This window comes from Mesorhizobium sp. WSM4815, assembly GCF_055811575.1.
In genome coordinates this window covers 1-14,375 of the sequence record NZ_JBVVQS010000094.1, presented here as the reverse complement: position 1 = coordinate 14,375, position 14,375 = coordinate 1, and the positions used below count along the sequence as shown (strand labels likewise).

Annotated in this window: 17 protein-coding genes; 11 read left to right on the top strand and 6 right to left on the bottom strand. The window is 63.2% G+C overall.

The features are described from left to right. Positions 1 to 86 precede the first annotated feature (86 nt). From AC0L2B_RS16100 to AC0L2B_RS16090, 3 genes are all read left to right on the top strand, one after another. Positions 87 to 1,001, top strand: a complete 915-nt coding sequence (locus tag AC0L2B_RS16100; RefSeq protein WP_473746038.1) for an EAL domain-containing protein — start codon at positions 87 to 89, stop codon at positions 999 to 1,001. Next, positions 998 to 1,852, top strand: a complete 855-nt coding sequence (locus AC0L2B_RS16095) for an EAL domain-containing protein (protein WP_473746037.1) — start codon at positions 998 to 1,000, stop codon at positions 1,850 to 1,852. Before AC0L2B_RS16100 ends, AC0L2B_RS16095 begins: the two co-directional genes overlap by 4 nt. Before the next feature lie 114 nt (positions 1,853 to 1,966). After that, positions 1,967 to 2,578 (top strand): glutathione S-transferase family protein, encoded by a 612-nt coding sequence (locus AC0L2B_RS16090; RefSeq protein ID WP_473746036.1) that lies wholly within the window; start codon positions 1,967 to 1,969, stop codon positions 2,576 to 2,578. 14 nt (positions 2,579 to 2,592) lie between these two features. Here AC0L2B_RS16090 and AC0L2B_RS16085 read toward each other — a convergent pair whose 3' ends face one another. From AC0L2B_RS16085 to AC0L2B_RS16075, 3 genes are all read right to left on the bottom strand, one after another. Then, positions 2,593 to 2,847, bottom strand: a complete 255-nt coding sequence (locus tag AC0L2B_RS16085; protein WP_023799786.1) for a type II toxin-antitoxin system RelE family toxin — start codon at positions 2,845 to 2,847, stop codon at positions 2,593 to 2,595. Further along, on the bottom strand, positions 2,844 to 3,044 hold the full coding sequence (locus tag AC0L2B_RS16080) for a hypothetical protein (protein WP_023799785.1): 201 nt from the start codon (positions 3,042 to 3,044) through the stop codon (positions 2,844 to 2,846). Before AC0L2B_RS16080 ends, AC0L2B_RS16085 begins: the two co-directional genes overlap by 4 nt. A gap of 260 nt (positions 3,045 to 3,304) precedes the next feature. Continuing rightward, entirely contained in the window at positions 3,305 to 3,517 is a 213-nt protein-coding gene (locus tag AC0L2B_RS16075; protein ID WP_023678332.1) for a cold-shock protein, read from the bottom strand. A 330-nt stretch (positions 3,518 to 3,847) separates the two neighbouring features. Here AC0L2B_RS16075 and AC0L2B_RS16070 point away from each other — a divergent pair, with 330 nt between their 5' ends. Then, positions 3,848 to 4,174 carry a hypothetical protein gene (locus AC0L2B_RS16070; RefSeq protein ID WP_287253656.1) on the top strand — a complete coding sequence of 109 codons (327 nt, stop codon included), beginning with the start codon at positions 3,848 to 3,850 and terminating at the stop codon, positions 4,172 to 4,174. Between the two features lie 11 nt (positions 4,175 to 4,185). Here the strand turns inward: AC0L2B_RS16070 and AC0L2B_RS16065 are convergent, their stop codons facing one another. Further along, positions 4,186 to 4,755, bottom strand: a complete 570-nt coding sequence (locus AC0L2B_RS16065) for a methylated-DNA--[protein]-cysteine S-methyltransferase (RefSeq protein ID WP_473746035.1) — start codon at positions 4,753 to 4,755, stop codon at positions 4,186 to 4,188. Between the two features lie 179 nt (positions 4,756 to 4,934). Between AC0L2B_RS16065 and AC0L2B_RS16060 the strand changes: the two genes are divergently transcribed. The 5 genes from AC0L2B_RS16060 to AC0L2B_RS16040 all read left to right on the top strand — a co-directional run bounded on the left by AC0L2B_RS16060 (position 4,935) and on the right by AC0L2B_RS16040 (position 8,605). Further along, a complete protein-coding gene (locus AC0L2B_RS16060; RefSeq protein WP_473746034.1) occupies positions 4,935 to 5,798 on the top strand; it encodes a transglycosylase SLT domain-containing protein in 864 nt (287 codons plus the stop codon). A 5-nt stretch (positions 5,799 to 5,803) separates the two neighbouring features. Beyond that, positions 5,804 to 6,292: a GNAT family N-acetyltransferase gene (locus AC0L2B_RS16055; RefSeq protein ID WP_287223650.1), complete on the top strand. Its 489-nt coding sequence runs from the start codon at positions 5,804 to 5,806 to the stop codon at positions 6,290 to 6,292. 157 nt (positions 6,293 to 6,449) lie between these two features. Beyond that, the gene (locus AC0L2B_RS16050; protein ID WP_473746033.1) at positions 6,450 to 6,884 is read left to right on the top strand and encodes a lysozyme inhibitor LprI family protein; all 435 of its coding nucleotides are present in this window, start codon (positions 6,450 to 6,452) and stop codon (positions 6,882 to 6,884) included. Between the two features lie 154 nt (positions 6,885 to 7,038). Beyond that, positions 7,039 to 7,782: a DUF899 family protein gene (locus AC0L2B_RS16045; RefSeq protein WP_473746032.1), complete on the top strand. Its 744-nt coding sequence runs from the start codon at positions 7,039 to 7,041 to the stop codon at positions 7,780 to 7,782. A 67-nt stretch (positions 7,783 to 7,849) separates the two neighbouring features. Then, positions 7,850 to 8,605 carry a DUF4142 domain-containing protein gene (locus tag AC0L2B_RS16040; RefSeq protein WP_473746031.1) on the top strand — a complete coding sequence of 252 codons (756 nt, stop codon included), beginning with the start codon at positions 7,850 to 7,852 and terminating at the stop codon, positions 8,603 to 8,605. Positions 8,606 to 8,735: 130 nt separating this feature from the next. Here AC0L2B_RS16040 and AC0L2B_RS16035 read toward each other — a convergent pair whose 3' ends face one another. Beyond that, the gene (locus AC0L2B_RS16035) at positions 8,736 to 9,056 is read right to left on the bottom strand and encodes a DUF1476 domain-containing protein (protein ID WP_031255188.1); all 321 of its coding nucleotides are present in this window, start codon (positions 9,054 to 9,056) and stop codon (positions 8,736 to 8,738) included. A 563-nt stretch (positions 9,057 to 9,619) separates the two neighbouring features. On the opposite strand from AC0L2B_RS16035, the gene AC0L2B_RS16030 reads away from it, so the two are divergent. Continuing rightward, entirely contained in the window at positions 9,620 to 10,009 is a 390-nt protein-coding gene (locus AC0L2B_RS16030) for a DUF6152 family protein (protein WP_091595020.1), read from the top strand. Next, positions 10,010 to 10,474, top strand: a complete 465-nt coding sequence (locus AC0L2B_RS16025) for a hypothetical protein (protein ID WP_473746030.1) — start codon at positions 10,010 to 10,012, stop codon at positions 10,472 to 10,474. Positions 10,475 to 10,659: 185 nt separating this feature from the next. Here the strand turns inward: AC0L2B_RS16025 and carB are convergent, their stop codons facing one another. Beyond that, positions 10,660 to 14,157, bottom strand: coding sequence for a carbamoyl-phosphate synthase large subunit (gene carB, locus AC0L2B_RS16020; protein WP_473746029.1), 3,498 nt, complete (start codon positions 14,155 to 14,157; stop codon positions 10,660 to 10,662). Positions 14,158 to 14,375: the final 218 nt, after the last annotated feature.

Below are 14,375 nucleotides of genomic sequence, written 5' to 3'. Positions count from 1 at the left end.
CGGCAACAATAAATTCACTTACACGCGGTAAAACTCCGGTTGGCTGGATCACGACCCATTCCACCAGTCTCGCAACGGGAGGAACCGTGTCGCGCAGCATCGGGCTTGCCCATATCGTCCGCCACGATGACGGCACCGCCAGCGGTGTCTGGGGCAATTATACGCTGCAAAGCGCCTTCCAGCCGATTTTTGCCTTCAGCAACGGCAAATTGTCCATCACCGGATTCGAGGGCCTGATCCGGCCGTTCCGCGACGCCGAGCCGCAGACGCCGGTGAGTTTTTTCAACGCCTGTCCGACGGTCGACCGCCTGCATATCGAGGCGCTGACAAGGACGCTGCACCTTTTGAACGCCGGCGCCTGCCTGCCGCAGGAGGCATTCATTTTCATCAACTTCGATCCGTCGGTGTTCACCGATCGCAGCATCGCCGACAGTGCGCTGCGCGACATGCGGCTGGTGCTGCATGAGGCCGGGATCGATGCGAACCGCGTCGTCTGCGAGGTGACCGAGCAAAAGTCGGCGTCGCAGGAAACGCTCTACAATTTCGTCGGGGCGCTCAGGGCCAACGGGTTTCGCATCGCGGTCGACGACTACGGCGCCGAAGAGTCCGACATCAACCGGATCAAGGAGCTCAGGCCTGACATCGTCAAATTCGACGCCAACTGGATCATGCAACTGATGGAGTCCGGCGCCGGCTTCGCGCTGCTGACCGCCATGGTGGCAAGTTTCGAACAGCAAGGCATCCGCACCGTGTTCGAGGGCATAGAGGAGGGCTGGCAGCTTGAACTGGCCGAGAAATCGGGAGCCTCGATGGTGCAGGGATTTGCGCTGGCGCGCCCGGAGCTTGCACCGACCAGCTTTCACGTCTTCGGCAACGAAAGCCAAGTCTTCGGCAAGGAAAGGCAGATGCCGGTGACGGCGCCTGACGCCGGCGCGGCGCCTGCGACCGTCTCGCCTTCGCCGCGGCCGAAACGGGCTTTCGGGCGCAAGGTGGTGCCATGACCGGGCGGCCCGACAGGCGGCGCAATGTCGGCGAGGCAATCTTTGCCGACGAAGTCGGGATCGAATATGGCGTCTATGGCGCGTTCCGGCTGAGGAGCGCCTACCAGCCGATCTTTGCGCCGCGTGGCAGGTTTTTGAAGGCCGTCGCCGTCGAAGGCCTGATCGAGCCGCACCGCGCCGGCAGGCCGGTCGCGCCGCGCGTATTCTTCGAGGGCATCCCCGTGGCGGATCGCCTGTTCGTCGAGACGATGTGCCGGGTACTGCATCTCAGGAATTTCCGCAACATCGGCGTCGGCGGGCTCGACCTGTTCTTCAACTACAATCCGCTGATCAATGATGACCCCGGGCGAGCGCTGGCAGAAATCAGGCTGATGACCAGGCGTCTCGCCGAGTTCGACCTGCACCCCGGCATGCTGGTCTGCGAGATCACCGAGCAGGCGTCTGAAGACAAGGTGCTCGTCAGCCTGGCGCGCGAGATGCGGCGTGACGGCATCCGCATCGCCATCGACGATTTCGGCACCGGGCATTCGACGGAAGAACGGGTCGCCCTTGTCCAGCCCGACATCGTCAAGATCGACGGCACCTGGTTCGCGGAATTCTGCCGCCATGCCGCCGCCGAACGGTTTTTCCGGCCGCTGGTCTCCGCGCTGCATGACCGCGGCGCCAAAGTGCTGGTCGAAGGCATCGAGCAAGCCACGCATCTGCGCGTCGCGCTGGACGGCGGCGTTGACCTGATGCAAGGATTTTACCTTGCCCGGCCGGCGCTGGCCGGCACGGTCTTCGACGAGGAGCCGCTGCCCATCGACAGGCTGCTTGGCATGGCCAACAACGTCGTGCCGTTGTTTGGGTGATCTATCACCGGCGCTGATGGTTGCGCCAAAACAAATCACTGGATGAAGCCGTCGCTGCCAGGATAATTGCCGGTAAAGGCGGCTCCGCCGAGGGGAGCGGCGATGGGAGCAAGAATGACCATACTCTATGGAATGATCGACAGCGGCAATTGCTACAAGCCGCGCCTGTTGATGGCCAAGCTCGGCATCGCTTTCACCAATGTCGAGGTCAGTTCGCACACCGGCGACACGCGCAAGCCAGACTATGTCGCCAAGAACCCGAACGCCATGGTGCCGCTGCTCGAGTTCGACGACGGCCGGCGGCTTGCCGAATCCAACGCCATTCTGCTCTATCTCGCCGAAGGCACGCGGTTGCTGCCGGCCGACAAATACGAACGGGCACTGGCCTATCAATGGCTGTTCTTCGAGCAGTACAGCCACGAACCCTATATCGCGGTGCGCAAGGCGCTGCTGACCTTTCCCGAACGGGCCAAGGACGCGACGCCGGAACGGCTGGCGCTGACGCTGGAGCGCGGCAACAAGGCGCTCGGCGTGATGAACAAGCATCTGGCGGGCAATGCGTTCTTTGCCGGCGAGGCCTTGAGCGTCGCCGACATCGCGCTCTACGCCTATACGCATACGGCCGAGATGGGCGGTTTTCAGCTCGACGCCTACCCGGCGGTGGCGGCCTGGCTGAAACGGGTCGAGACTGATCCTGGGCATGTGCCGATGGAGTGGCTGGGGTAGTTCTGTCCTTACGGCTACTTCAGGAGCCGGTCATATTCGGAGTGGGTGCCGATCCAAAACCAGACAACGTCATCGTGGTCACGGACAGCTACGGCGCGGTAGTTGAGATCAACCCGCGCCGACCAATAGCGTCCGACCTGTTTGAAATGCAGCGACGGGTGAAACGGATCAGAACGCAGCTTGGCGAAACGTTTGTCCGCCTTTGCTCTGATCGATGAGGGCAGTTTTGCATAAGCCTCCCAGAATAAGGGAGTGGCGACATGATTCACAAAGACCGGGTCCGGCCGGCGCGATGGTCGGCCAAGGCCTGCTCGGCAAGTTTATCCAGCCTGCCAGCCTTGGCGTCGGCTTCGATCTGCCGATCCCACATCTCCGCTTTCAGTGCCTCGAACCAGGCGGCAAATGCCTTCAGTTCCTCAGGGCTCAGTTCGGCGACGGATTTCTCAATCTGTTCAAGCTTGCTCATCGCCTAAAAATACCATGGTTGGCACAATAAGGCCAAGGTAGCTGTTTCATCCGGAAATCCGGACAGCAAAAAGGCGGGACAAAATCCCGCCTTCCCATGCTTGGTAGCCTGATCGGGAGCGCTTTGGCCGGGCCGGCAGCAATCTGCTGCTTCGGCTTGTCGGGTTCTTTCCGCTCCGGCGCGCTTCTCGCGCGACCGTCAGTACATCCGTGACTTGCCGCGCGCCCCGAGCTATCGCCCGGCGCGCGCCATTCGCAAAATCAGGCTGCCTTGCTCAGAGATCCAGCGGACGACTTGCCAGTGCGGCGGTCCTGCTCGATCTCGAAGTTGATCTTCTGGCCTTCGACCAGGGTCGACAGCCCAGCGCGCTCGACTGCGGAGATGTGGACGAAAACGTCCGCGCCGCCGCTGTCAGGCTGGATGAAGCCGAAACCCTTGGTGGAATTAAACCACTTGACCGTACCTGTTGCCATTTCGATAGTCCTTATACGCTTGCTTTAGCTTGACTGAACCGAAGTCCAGCCGGTTTGTATCGAGATTTTGGAGATAGACGTCAGCAAACGCGAATATCGCGAGGCCCGGATCGATCGGCCGAAATATCAATGGACCTCATATAGTCCGCTTCTCCGCAAAAAACAAGACTGCACGAAAAAAGGCGCTGATGCGGCGCTGCCCAATGGCCGCCCCAATCGCGTGAAAGCGTTGAACGTCGGGCGTTGCGCCGGGTCGCATGGCCTATCGCGCACGCTGCGGGGAAGGATCGTGCCGCCTCCGGGCGTCCGGTCCTGCATGGGGAGAGGACCATGAAAACTGTCCTGTTTGCCGCCTGCCTGACGCTGATGGCTGCAGAGGCGCAGGCGATCTCGCGCTATGACCCGAGCCGCATGAGCTGCGGCACGGTGCGCGCGACGATCGCACGGGAAGGCGCCGTCATCCTGCGTTATCAGTCGACGCGCACGCCGGGGCTGCCGCTCTACGACCGTTATGTGCGGAGCCAGAGTTTCTGCAACATGGGCGAGGTCAGGGCACGCGCTTCGGTGCCGAGCGCCGATACCAACTCCTGCATCGTCTACAAGTGCAAGCGCGTGGAAACAGACCGGCATTTCCGCCGGCGCATCTTTCCGGACTAGCAATGCCGGCCTCAAAATCCAAAAGAGACCTGCGCCGGCGGCGGCGGACCGACGCGCACGCCTTCGATCGTCAGCATCTTCTCCTTGGTGGTCGAGCCGCCTGGCGCTGAAAAACCGCCGATCTTGCCGCCGGCGGCAAGAATGCGGTGGCAAGGGATGACCAGCGGCACCGGGTTGGCGCCGAGCGCGGCGCCCGTCTCTCGCGCCAGCCCGGCATGGCCGGCGCGCCTGGCCAGTTCGCCATAGGTGGTGGTCTCGCCATAGGCGAGCTTGCGCGCCGCGTCGTAGATTGCGAGGCGGAAATCGTCGACACCGGTGAGATCGACCGGCACACCGGAGAAATCCACGTCCTCGCCGGCGGCATAGGCCTTTATCGACGCGATCAGCTCGGCAACCCATTGCGGTCGGGCGCTCGAAGCGGCGTTGCCGGCATGGCGCAGCAACCGCCGTTCCACCGCGTCGCGGCTGCGCTGGGGCAGGCAAAGCCTCGTCAGCCCGGCCTCGCTCCAGGCGATGCCGATGAAGCCGATCACGGTTTCGAAGACGGCGTAGCCGGCGATGGCTTGAGAGGTGTCTTCCATGATGTGCTCCTTTCCCTGGGAACGAATGGCAATCAAGTACATATCGAGAACGAGATATCGCATTCTCAGGGGTCTGTTGCCACCCGAAAACCATTGGAAATCCCAACTGGCTGCGGATTGCCGGGGGAAAGGCGGTGGTGTAAGGACTTCTTAACAGACGAACCGGACCCGAGCGCGGCTTGCCAGCAAAAATCATCTTTCCCGCGATCGGCGTGATGCTCGCTGCGGCCGGTCTCAGCGGCTGCACTTCGACATCGCAGACCAAGGCCGTGCCTTCCCTGACTGAAACCGCCGCAGCTGATAGCGATGCCGGCTATGCGCTGGCGCTGCCCGACACGGTTTCGGTGCTGCCGGAATCGTCCGGCGTCACGCCCGTCCAGACCGCGGCGCTGGCCGTCGATCCCGCCGCGACGCCTGTCCAGCCAGCGGCCTTTGCCGGCCCGACCCCGTTGGCCGCAACTGCACCTTCAGTCATGACGGCCGATGCCGCGCCAGCCGGCACAGCGCCTGTCTATGCGACCGCCGCCGTTGCGATGCCGGTCACCGGCGAGACAGGCAAGACGATGCCAGGCGTCCAGCAGGTCGCCTACACCCTGCCTGAGAATCCGTCCGCCCTGCTTTCGACCAGCCCTGCCAAACAGTATTCCGCGGGACCGCGCGGCGAGATCGAGCGGCTGATCGAGAAATATGCCGTCCTCTATCAGGTTCCGGTCGATCTGGTGCGCCGCGTCGTCAAGCGCGAGAGCACCTTCAATCCCAAGGCCTACAATCGCGGCCACTGGGGGCTGATGCAGATCAAGCATGCGACGGCGCGCGGCATGGGCTATGACGGGCCGGCGAGCGGGTTGTTCGACGCCGAGACCAATCTGAAATATGCGGTGAAATATCTGCGTGGCGCCTGGCTGGTGGCCGGCGGCAACGCCAAGCGCGCCGATCGGCTCTACCAGAGCGGCTATTATTACGACGCCAAGCGCAAGGGCATGCTGGAACAAACCGGCCTGGGCCGCGACCGCAGTCGGCGTCGCCTGCAGCCGGATGCCTGAACGCCATGCCTGAGCCGCGCCCGCCGGCGCCGAACGACATAAGGCTGCGCAAGATCCTCGACGACACGCTCGCCCCGCCGCGCTGGCCGGAAAGTTTTGTCATGCGCGGTTTTGAGGCCGCCGACGCGCTGGCTTTGCATACGCTGCTGACCACCGTCTTCGACGATGGCGCCGACGGGCCGTTCGACGAATGGTGGCCGCGTATTTCAAGCGACGCGGAATTCGACCCTGCCTTGTGTTTCCTGGTCATCGACAGCAAGGGTCGGCTGGCAGGCGCGGCATTGTGCTGGACGAGGGCGTTCGTGAAAGACCTTGCCGTCCACCCCGAGGCGCGCGGCCGAGGCATCGCCGAAGCGCTGATGTGGCACGTCTTCACCACCTTTCAGGCACGCGGCGCTGCGCATGTCGATCTCAAAACCAACACGGTTGAGAATGCTGCCGCGGTCAGGCTTTACGAGCGGCTGGGGATGTTCGAAGTCGACTGGGCGGGGTGAGGAGCGGTTGGCGAAGCCGATCAGCGAGCATTGTGCGGAAACGAAGTGTCCACCAAGGCGGCAGGCTGCATCTTGCCGGCAACCGTTCAGAAGTTAAGTTGCGATCCTGCGGCTTTCGTGCCGCGGGCGGGGTCTCGACCTAAACCGGAGAAACACGATGCGGCTTTTACTTTTCAAACCGGGTCTGGCCAAAACCGGTCTGGTGATCCTCGCCCTTCCGCTTCTTGCGGGCGTCGCGCGCGCCGACGATTGCGCCGACGCACAGGACGACCAGGCGACCATGAACGAATGCGCCGGCAAGTCGTTCACCGAAGCCGACAAGAAGCTCAACCACGCCTACAGGCAGATCGAGGGCAGGCTGAAGGACGACGCTGCGACGAAGAAGCTGCTGGTCGGCGCGCAGCGCGCCTGGGTCGCCTTTCGCGATGCCGAATGCGCTTTCCAGGGCGGCCCGACCGATATGGCAGGCAGCATGTATCCGATGGTCATAGCCGGCTGCAAGGCGAGCCTCACCAACATCAGGCTGAAGGATTTTCAGGGCTATCTCAACTGCCAGGAGGGCGATACGAGCTGCCCAGTGCCGCCGCAGTAGCCTCTGTCGCTGGCTAAGACGGAGCCGTTAAGGCCTCATCGCCGAGTTAGGCGCGCAAAATGTCGGAACCCTGCTTCGCGATGCGTCCTTGAGAGGCAAGGTGCGCTGCCGCATAGGGCGCGCGCCGCCACAAGCACGGCTGATGGAGATGACGATGATCACCTTTCCCAACGAATCCGCTGAATATCGCGCCGCCCGCGAAACGCTGCTGCAAAAGGAAATCGAGCTGCGCCGCGCCATGGAGGATGTGGCCGTCGCCCGCCGTGCACTGCCGCCGGGCGGGCTGGTGCCTCAGGATTATGTGTTCGACGGGCTTGGCGCCGACGGCAAGCCAGCCCGCATAAAACTGTCTAAGCTGTTTTCACCCGGCAAGGACACGCTGATCGTCTACTCGATGATGTTTCCGCGCCACCCGCAGGAGACGCGCGACGTGGCGACAAGCGGCGGCACGGCCAAGCTCGCGCGGGCCGACCAGCCATGCCCGTCCTGCACGGCGCTGCTCGACCAGTTCGACGGCGCCATCGGCCATCTCGAGGCCGCCGGCTTCAATTTCGCGGTTGTGGGCAAGACCGCGCTTGAAAACCTGATCACGCTTGGCCGCGATCGCGGCTGGACGAACATGCGGCTGCTCTCCTCGGCCGGCAACAGCTTCAAGCGCGACTACCACGCCGAGGCCGACGACGGCGCGCAGTTGCCGATGCTTTCGGTATTCCATCGCGACGCCGACGGCATCCGGCATTTCTGGAGCTCGGAGCTTGGCTTCGCGCCGTCCGAACCCGGTCAGGACCCGCGCGCCATCGGCACTTGCGAGCCCTTGTGGAACCTGATGGATTTCACACCGGAGGGCCGGCCGAACTGGGACGAGCAGTTGCAATATAACGGCGCGTGCTGCCACTGAGTGGGTCCTTGCCTTCTCCCCTTGTGGGAGAAGGTGGATCGGCGCGTAGCGCCGAGACGGATGAGGGGTGCTGGAAGAAATGAGGCGTTGGCAAATGTGCACCGTCTCTGCGCGGATGGCTGCTCCATCAAGTGTACCGCCAAGCTGGAACACCCCTCATCCGACCGAGCTTCGCTCGGCCACCTTCTCCCACAAAGGGGAGAAGGAAGGCGCAACTTCGCCGCTGGTGTCGCGTTGGACTCTCCGAGGATCACAAACTCGGAGATTTCCTGTGAAAACAAATCTCACGCTTGCCATGGTCGCCTTGCTTGCCGGCGCGCCGGCGGCCCTAGCCCAATCCGCCACGCCGGCCGATATACCTGCTGTCGGCCAAACCAAGATCGACACCGAGACCTTCTCCACAACCGTCCCCAGCGCCAACCGGTTCGAGATTGAAAGCAGCAAGCTGGCCGAACAAAAGAATGTCGCCGCCGATGTGAAGGATTTCGCCTCGCTGATGGTTAGGGATCACACCAAGGCTGGCGAGGATTTCAAGGCAGCTCTCGAACAGAGCCAGATCACGGCCTCGGTGACAGCGAGCGGCCCGGCTTTGCTGCCGAAAGACCAGGCGATGCTGGACCAGCTCAAGAACCTTGATGGCGATGAATTCCAGGCGAAATTCATCCTCCTGCAGACCGAGGCGCACAAGCAGGCGTTGGCGCTGTTTTCAACCTATGCGCAGTCGGGTGAAGACCCGGCGCTGAAGGAATTCGCCAAGAAGACGCTACCGACGCTGCGGATGCACGAAGAGCGCCTAAAGGATCTGGTGGCAGCACACAGCTAATGCATGTCGTCACCCAAACGCATGCCCCTCGGGCCTGACCCTGGGCCTGACCCGAGATGCCCAGCGGTTTTGGGAAACGCATAAACGAGAACTTAAAGCACGTCGCGACACGCTTTAAGTTGGCGCTCTCTCAGCTGTTTTTGATCTGCTCGACAGCCGTCGCCAGCAGGTCGTTCATGACGCCGCGAATCTGAACATCCGACTGGGCGACGCCCGCAGCGTCGAAATCGGCGCGTATTTTGCGCAACACGTCGTCGTCCCCGGCCTCTTCGAAGTCTGCGCGCACCACCTCTTTCGCATAGGCGTCGGCGTCCTCGCCTGACTTGCCGAGCTTTTCGGCGGCCCATAGGCCGAGCAGCTTGTTGCGGCGCGCCATGGCCCTGAACTTCGTGTCCTCGTCCATCGCAAACTTCTTTTCGAAGCCTTCCTGACGGTCTCTCATACTGCTCATAATTTGCCTCGTTCAGGTGTGAGTCTCCGACCTTCATCCGATGGAGAAGAAGAGCGGCGGTAGGGGCCGAACATGGCGTGCATGGATGTCATAAGCAAGACCGGACCGTTCATTCCGCAGGGCAATCGCTTCGGGTTGGCGCTGCCGCTCACCGCCCTGCCTTTCAGCGTTGGTGGTTGGCGAAAGCCAGCGCGGCATCCGATCTCCCCGCTTGGGGGAGGATGTCAGGCAGGACAGAGGGGGGAAGGATCGCCACCTCTCGATTTTAACCCATTCCCAACCGGAAACAGCCTGAGGGCGTGGCTATAATCGGTTGACAGGTCGGAGGGACAGTACCCCCCTCTGCCCTGCCGGGCATCTCCCCCGCAAGGGGGGAGATCGGCAGCTTCGCCGGCGGCGCCTGCTGCGGAATGTTTGACGTGTGGTGCCCGGCAGGGGGGTCAGGGGCGGCGTGCCGGCTTCGACAATCGATCGCGTGGCCGATGCCCTTCGCACCGATGTGATTTGACGTTGCCGCGCCGTGACCTACTCTCGATTGGCGGGATGAGCCGAGGAGGCGAGCGATGCAGTCACCTTTCAACGGGATTCGGAGCGTCACGCTGGCAGCGGCAGTGATCCTTGCCGCTGGCACCGCAGCTTACGCCCATCACGGCTGGTCGTGGACCCAGGATGGGTTTTTTGAGCTCCGGGGCAAGATCACAGCCATCTATATCGGCAATCCGCACGCCACATTGGATGTCGACGCCGACGGAGAGGCCTGGCGGGTGGATTTGGCGCCGCCGTCCCGTACCATTGCCGCCGGCTTCACCGAGGAGGTCGCCAAGGTCGGCGACGAGGTGACCGCGATCGGCCACCGCTCGCGCGACGAGACCGAGAAGTGGATGAAAGCAGCCCGCGTCATCGTCAACGGCAAGGCTTATGACGTCTACCCCGACCGCGTGCCGCCGGCTTGAATGGACGAGTTCCTCGCCGGCATCGAGCAACTCGCCATCGTAAGGGGGCTGAAGGCCTCCTTCGTCGCCTATCCCATAGTCAATGCGCTGCACATCATGTCGATCGGTGCGCTGCTGACCAGCGTCTGGCTCATGGACCTAAGGATCCTCGGCGCCTTCCGCTCGCTGCCGTACGTGCCGTTCGTCACGCTGCTGCGCCGCACCGCATTTACCGCGTTCGCCGGCGCGCTTGTCACCGGGTCGCTGCTGTTTTCAATCAGGGCGAGGGAGTATGCGGCGATGCCGATTTTCCTCACCAAGATGACGCTCATACTCCTCGCCGGCGCCAATTTTTTTGCCTTCATGCGCCACGCGAAAGACGGCGACGAGCCGGCCGGCGGGGTCGCTCCTGTGCTGGCGGTGCTGTCGCTGGTGCTGTGGACGTCGGTGCTGTTCGCCGGGCGGTTTATTGGGTTTCTCAACTGAGGCGAGCGGAGGCGATGACCGATTTAGCGGGGCCGGGCAGAGGGCGACCTTTCGTCAAGGTCTTGCATGACCTTGTTTCCTCGGCTGACGTGCAGATCGGTGCGATGGCCGCAACGTGCGCGGGACAGCGCCCCCCTCTGGCCTGCCGGCCATCTCCCCCACTTGGGGGGAGATTGGCTAGTCGCCTACGCAAAATACTCCTGCAGCGGCCGCACTTCCAAACTCCCCGCCCTCAACGCTGCAATTGCCTCAGCCACCGCAGCCGCGCCGGACAGCGTCGTGTAATACGGCACCTTCTGCATCAGCGTGGCGCGGCGCAGCGATTTGGAGTCCGACACCGCCTTCTGGCCGTCCGTGGTGTTGAAGACGATCTGCACCTGGCGGTTGCGGATGGCGTCCTCGATGTGCGGGCGGCCTTCCAGCACCTTGTTTATTTTCTCGGCAGCGACGCCGTTCTCGGCGAGGAAGCGGGCGGTGCCCGAGGTGGCCATTACCTTGAAACCCTGGCCGGCGAGGCGCTTGACCGCCGGCAGGATGCCTTTCTTGTCCTCGTCGCGCACCGAGACGAACAGCGTGCCGGCGCGGGGGAGATCAACACCCGCTCCCAACTGGCTCTTGGCGAAAGCCAGCGCAAAGTCGCGGTCGAGGCCCATGACCTCGCCGGTCGAGCGCATTTCCGGGCCGAGCAATATGTCGACGCCGGGGAAGCGGGCGAAGGGGAACACTGCTTCTTTGACCGCGATATGGCCGGGATTTCTGGGGTCGGGCATGGCGCCGTAATGGGCGAAGGCGTCTCCCAGGCTCTCGCCGGCCATGATGCGGGCGGCAATTTTCGCGATGGGCCGGCCGATGGTCTTGGCGACGAAGGGCACGGTGCGCGACGCGCGCGGGTTGACCTCCAGCACATAGACGGTGCCGTCCTTGATCGCGTACTGCACGTTCATCAGGCCGCCGACATTGAGCGCGCGGGCAAGTGCGGCCGTCTGGCGCTCCAATTCGTCGACGAGCTCCGACGGCAGCGAATGCACCGGCAGCGAGCAGGCGCTGTCGCCCGAATGGATGCCGGCCTCCTCGATGTGTTCCAATATGCCGGAGACGAAGGTCGACTTGCCGTCGCACAGGCAGTCGACATCAACCTCGATGGCGCCCGAGAGATAGGTGTCGAACAGCAGCGGGTTCTTGCCCAGCAGTGTGTTGATCTGGCCTGTCTTGTCGTTGGGGTATTTCTGCTTGATGTCCTCCGGCACCAGGCCGGGCACGGTGTCGAGCAGATAGGATTGCAGCATGCTCTCGTCGTGGATGATCTGCATGGCGCGGCCGCCGAGCACATAGGACGGGCGCACCACCAGCGGGAAGCCGAGCTCGCCGGCGACGAGGCGGGCCTGCTCGACCGAATAGGCGATGCCGTTCTTCGGCTGGCTGAGGCCGAGCTTGTGCAACAACTTCTGGAAGCGGTCGCGGTCTTCGGCGAGATCGATCATGTCGGGCGAAGTGCCGAGGATTGGGATGCCGGCCTTCTCCAACGCATCCGCCAGCTTCAGCGGCGTCTGGCCGCCGAATTGGACGATGACGCCGACCAGCTCGCCCGACGCCTGCTCGGCGCGCAGGATCTCCAAAACGTCCTCCGGCGTCAGCGGCTCGAAATAGAGCCGGTCCGAGGTGTCGTAGTCGGTCGATACGGTCTCCGGGTTGCAGTTGACCATGATCGCCTCGAAGCCGGCGTCGCGCAGCGCAAAGGCGGCGTGGCAGCAGCAATAGTCGAACTCGATGCCCTGGCCGATGCGGTTCGGGCCGCCGCCGAGGATGACGACTTTTTTTCGCGACGAGACTTGCGCTTCGTTGGCGAGCGCGCCGGCGAAGGGCACCTCATAGGTCGAGTACATGTAGGCGGTCGGCGAGGCGAACTCGGCGGCGCAAGTATCGATGCGCTTGTAAACCGGATGAACGTCGAGCTTTTCGCGTATCTTTTGAACCTCTTCGACGTCTTTCCTGACCAGGGACGCGAGGCGGGCATCGGAAAAACCCATCGCCTTCAGCATGCGCAGATTGGCGGCGTCTTCGGGAATACCGTGCTCGCGAATGCGGGCTTCCATGTTGAGGATGCCGGCGATCTGTTCGAGGAACCACGGGTCGATCTTGCACATGGCGTGCACGTCTTCCAGAGAGGTGCCCATGCGGATCGCTTGCGCCACCATGCGCAGCCGGTCGGGCGTCGGCGTGCCGAGGGCAGCGCGAATGGCGTTGCGGTCGTCGGCGTGGCTGGCCGCGCCGTGCGCGATGCCGGGGATTTCGATCTCGTCCAGACCAGTCAGGCCGGTTTCAAGCCCACGCAAAGCCTTCTGCAGCGATTCCTGAAAAGTGCGGCCGATGGCCATGACCTCGCCGACCGACTTCATCGCCGTGGTCAGCACCGGCTCGGCGCCAGGGAATTTCTCGAAGGCGAAGCGCGGGATTTTGGTGACGACGTAATCGATCGACGGCTCGAACGAGGCCGGCGTGGCGCCGCCGGTGATGTCGTTCTCCAACTCGTCCAGCGTGTAGCCGACGGCGAGCTTTGCCGCGATCTTGGCGATCGGAAAACCGGTCGCCTTGGAGGCGAGAGCCGACGAGCGCGAGACGCGCGGGTTCATCTCGATCACCACCAGGCGCCCGTCGGCGGGGTTGACGGCGAACTGCACGTTGGAGCCGCCGGTCTCGACGCCGATCTCGCGCAGCACCGCGATCGAGGCGTTGCGCATCATCTGGTATTCTTTGTCGGTCAAGGTCAGGGCAGGGGCGACGGTGATCGAGTCGCCGGTGTGCACGCCCATCGGGTCGATGTTTTCGATCGAGCAGACGATGATGCAGTTGTCGGCCTTGTCGCGGACAACCTCCATCTCGTACTCCTTCCAGCCGAGCACGCTTTCCTCGATCAGCACTTCGGTGGTCGGCGAGGCGTCGAGGCCGGACTGGACGATCTCGTAGAATTCGGCGCGGTTATAGGCGATGCCGCCGCCGGTGCCGCCCATGGTGAAGGACGGGCGGATGATGGCGGGCAGGCCGACATGGTCGAGCGCCTGTGCGGCGATCGCCATGCCATGGCTGATGTAGCGCTGCTTGCGGTCGCCCTCGCCGAGGTTCCAGCGCGTTTCCAGCGCGTCGAGCGCGGCGTCGAGGTTTTCGGGCTTCTCGGCCTTCAGCGCGGCGCGTTCGGCCTCATGCGTCTTGCGGTCGGCGTTCTTGACGTCGGTGGCGTTGGCCAGCATCGATTTCGGCGTTTCCAGGCCGATCTTCTTCATCGCCTCGCGAAACTGCGCCCGGTCCTCGGCCTTGTCTATTGCCGTGGCGTCGGCGCCGATCATCTCGACATTGTAGCGCTCGAGCACGCCCATGCGGCGCAGCGACAGGGCGGTGTTGAGCGCGGTCTGGCCGCCCATGGTCGGCAGCAGCGCGTCCGGCCGCTCCTTGGCGATGATCTTGGCCACCACTTCCGGCGTGATCGGCTCGATATAGGTGGCATCGGCCAGTTCCGGGTCGGTCATGATGGTGGCCGGGTTGGAATTGACCAGGATGACGCGAAAACCCTCTTCCTTGAGCGCCTTGCAGGCCTGGGTGCCGGAATAGTCGAATTCGCAGGCCTGACCGATGACAATGGGGCCGGCCCCGATGATCAGGATCGACTTGATGTCGGTGCGTCTTGGCATATCGAGGGTCCGTTCGGCAGGCGGCTTGCACGAAAAACCGGACGGGAAGACCCGGCCGGTTGTGCTCGCGATTCTGGTATCAGGCTAGGAGGGCCTTATAGGGAAGAGTTTTGCCGGATGTAACCCCCTAAAATGCGGAGTGTAGGGCAGTAGGGCAGTAGGGCAGTAGGGCAGTAGGGCAGTAGGGCAGTAGGGCAGTAGGGCAGTAGGGCAGTAGG

Bases quoted from the DNA above. Each gene is read 5' to 3' on its own strand.
- AC0L2B_RS16095 (WP_473746037.1), top strand. From the start codon at position 998: ATGACCGGGCGGCCCGACAGGCGGCGCAATGTCGGCGAGGCAATCTTT.
- AC0L2B_RS16090 (WP_473746036.1), top strand. From the start codon at position 1,967: ATGACCATACTCTATGGAATGATCGACAGCGGCAATTGCTACAAGCCG.
- AC0L2B_RS16080 (WP_023799785.1), bottom strand. From the start codon at position 3,044: ATGAGCAAGCTTGAACAGATTGAGAAATCCGTCGCCGAACTGAGCCCT.
- AC0L2B_RS16075 (WP_023678332.1), bottom strand. From the start codon at position 3,517: ATGGCAACAGGTACGGTCAAGTGGTTTAATTCCACCAAGGGTTTCGGC.
- AC0L2B_RS16070 (WP_287253656.1), top strand. From the start codon at position 3,848: ATGAAAACTGTCCTGTTTGCCGCCTGCCTGACGCTGATGGCTGCAGAG.
- AC0L2B_RS16065 (WP_473746035.1), bottom strand. From the start codon at position 4,755: ATGGAAGACACCTCTCAAGCCATCGCCGGCTACGCCGTCTTCGAAACC.
- AC0L2B_RS16055 (WP_287223650.1), top strand. From the start codon at position 5,804: ATGCCTGAGCCGCGCCCGCCGGCGCCGAACGACATAAGGCTGCGCAAG.
- AC0L2B_RS16050 (WP_473746033.1), top strand. From the start codon at position 6,450: ATGCGGCTTTTACTTTTCAAACCGGGTCTGGCCAAAACCGGTCTGGTG.
- AC0L2B_RS16045 (WP_473746032.1), top strand. From the start codon at position 7,039: ATGATCACCTTTCCCAACGAATCCGCTGAATATCGCGCCGCCCGCGAA.
- AC0L2B_RS16035 (WP_031255188.1), bottom strand. From the start codon at position 9,056: ATGAGCAGTATGAGAGACCGTCAGGAAGGCTTCGAAAAGAAGTTTGCG.
- AC0L2B_RS16030 (WP_091595020.1), top strand. From the start codon at position 9,620: ATGCAGTCACCTTTCAACGGGATTCGGAGCGTCACGCTGGCAGCGGCA.
- AC0L2B_RS16025 (WP_473746030.1), top strand. From the start codon at position 10,010: ATGGACGAGTTCCTCGCCGGCATCGAGCAACTCGCCATCGTAAGGGGG.
- carB (WP_473746029.1), bottom strand. From the start codon at position 14,157: ATGCCAAGACGCACCGACATCAAGTCGATCCTGATCATCGGGGCCGGC.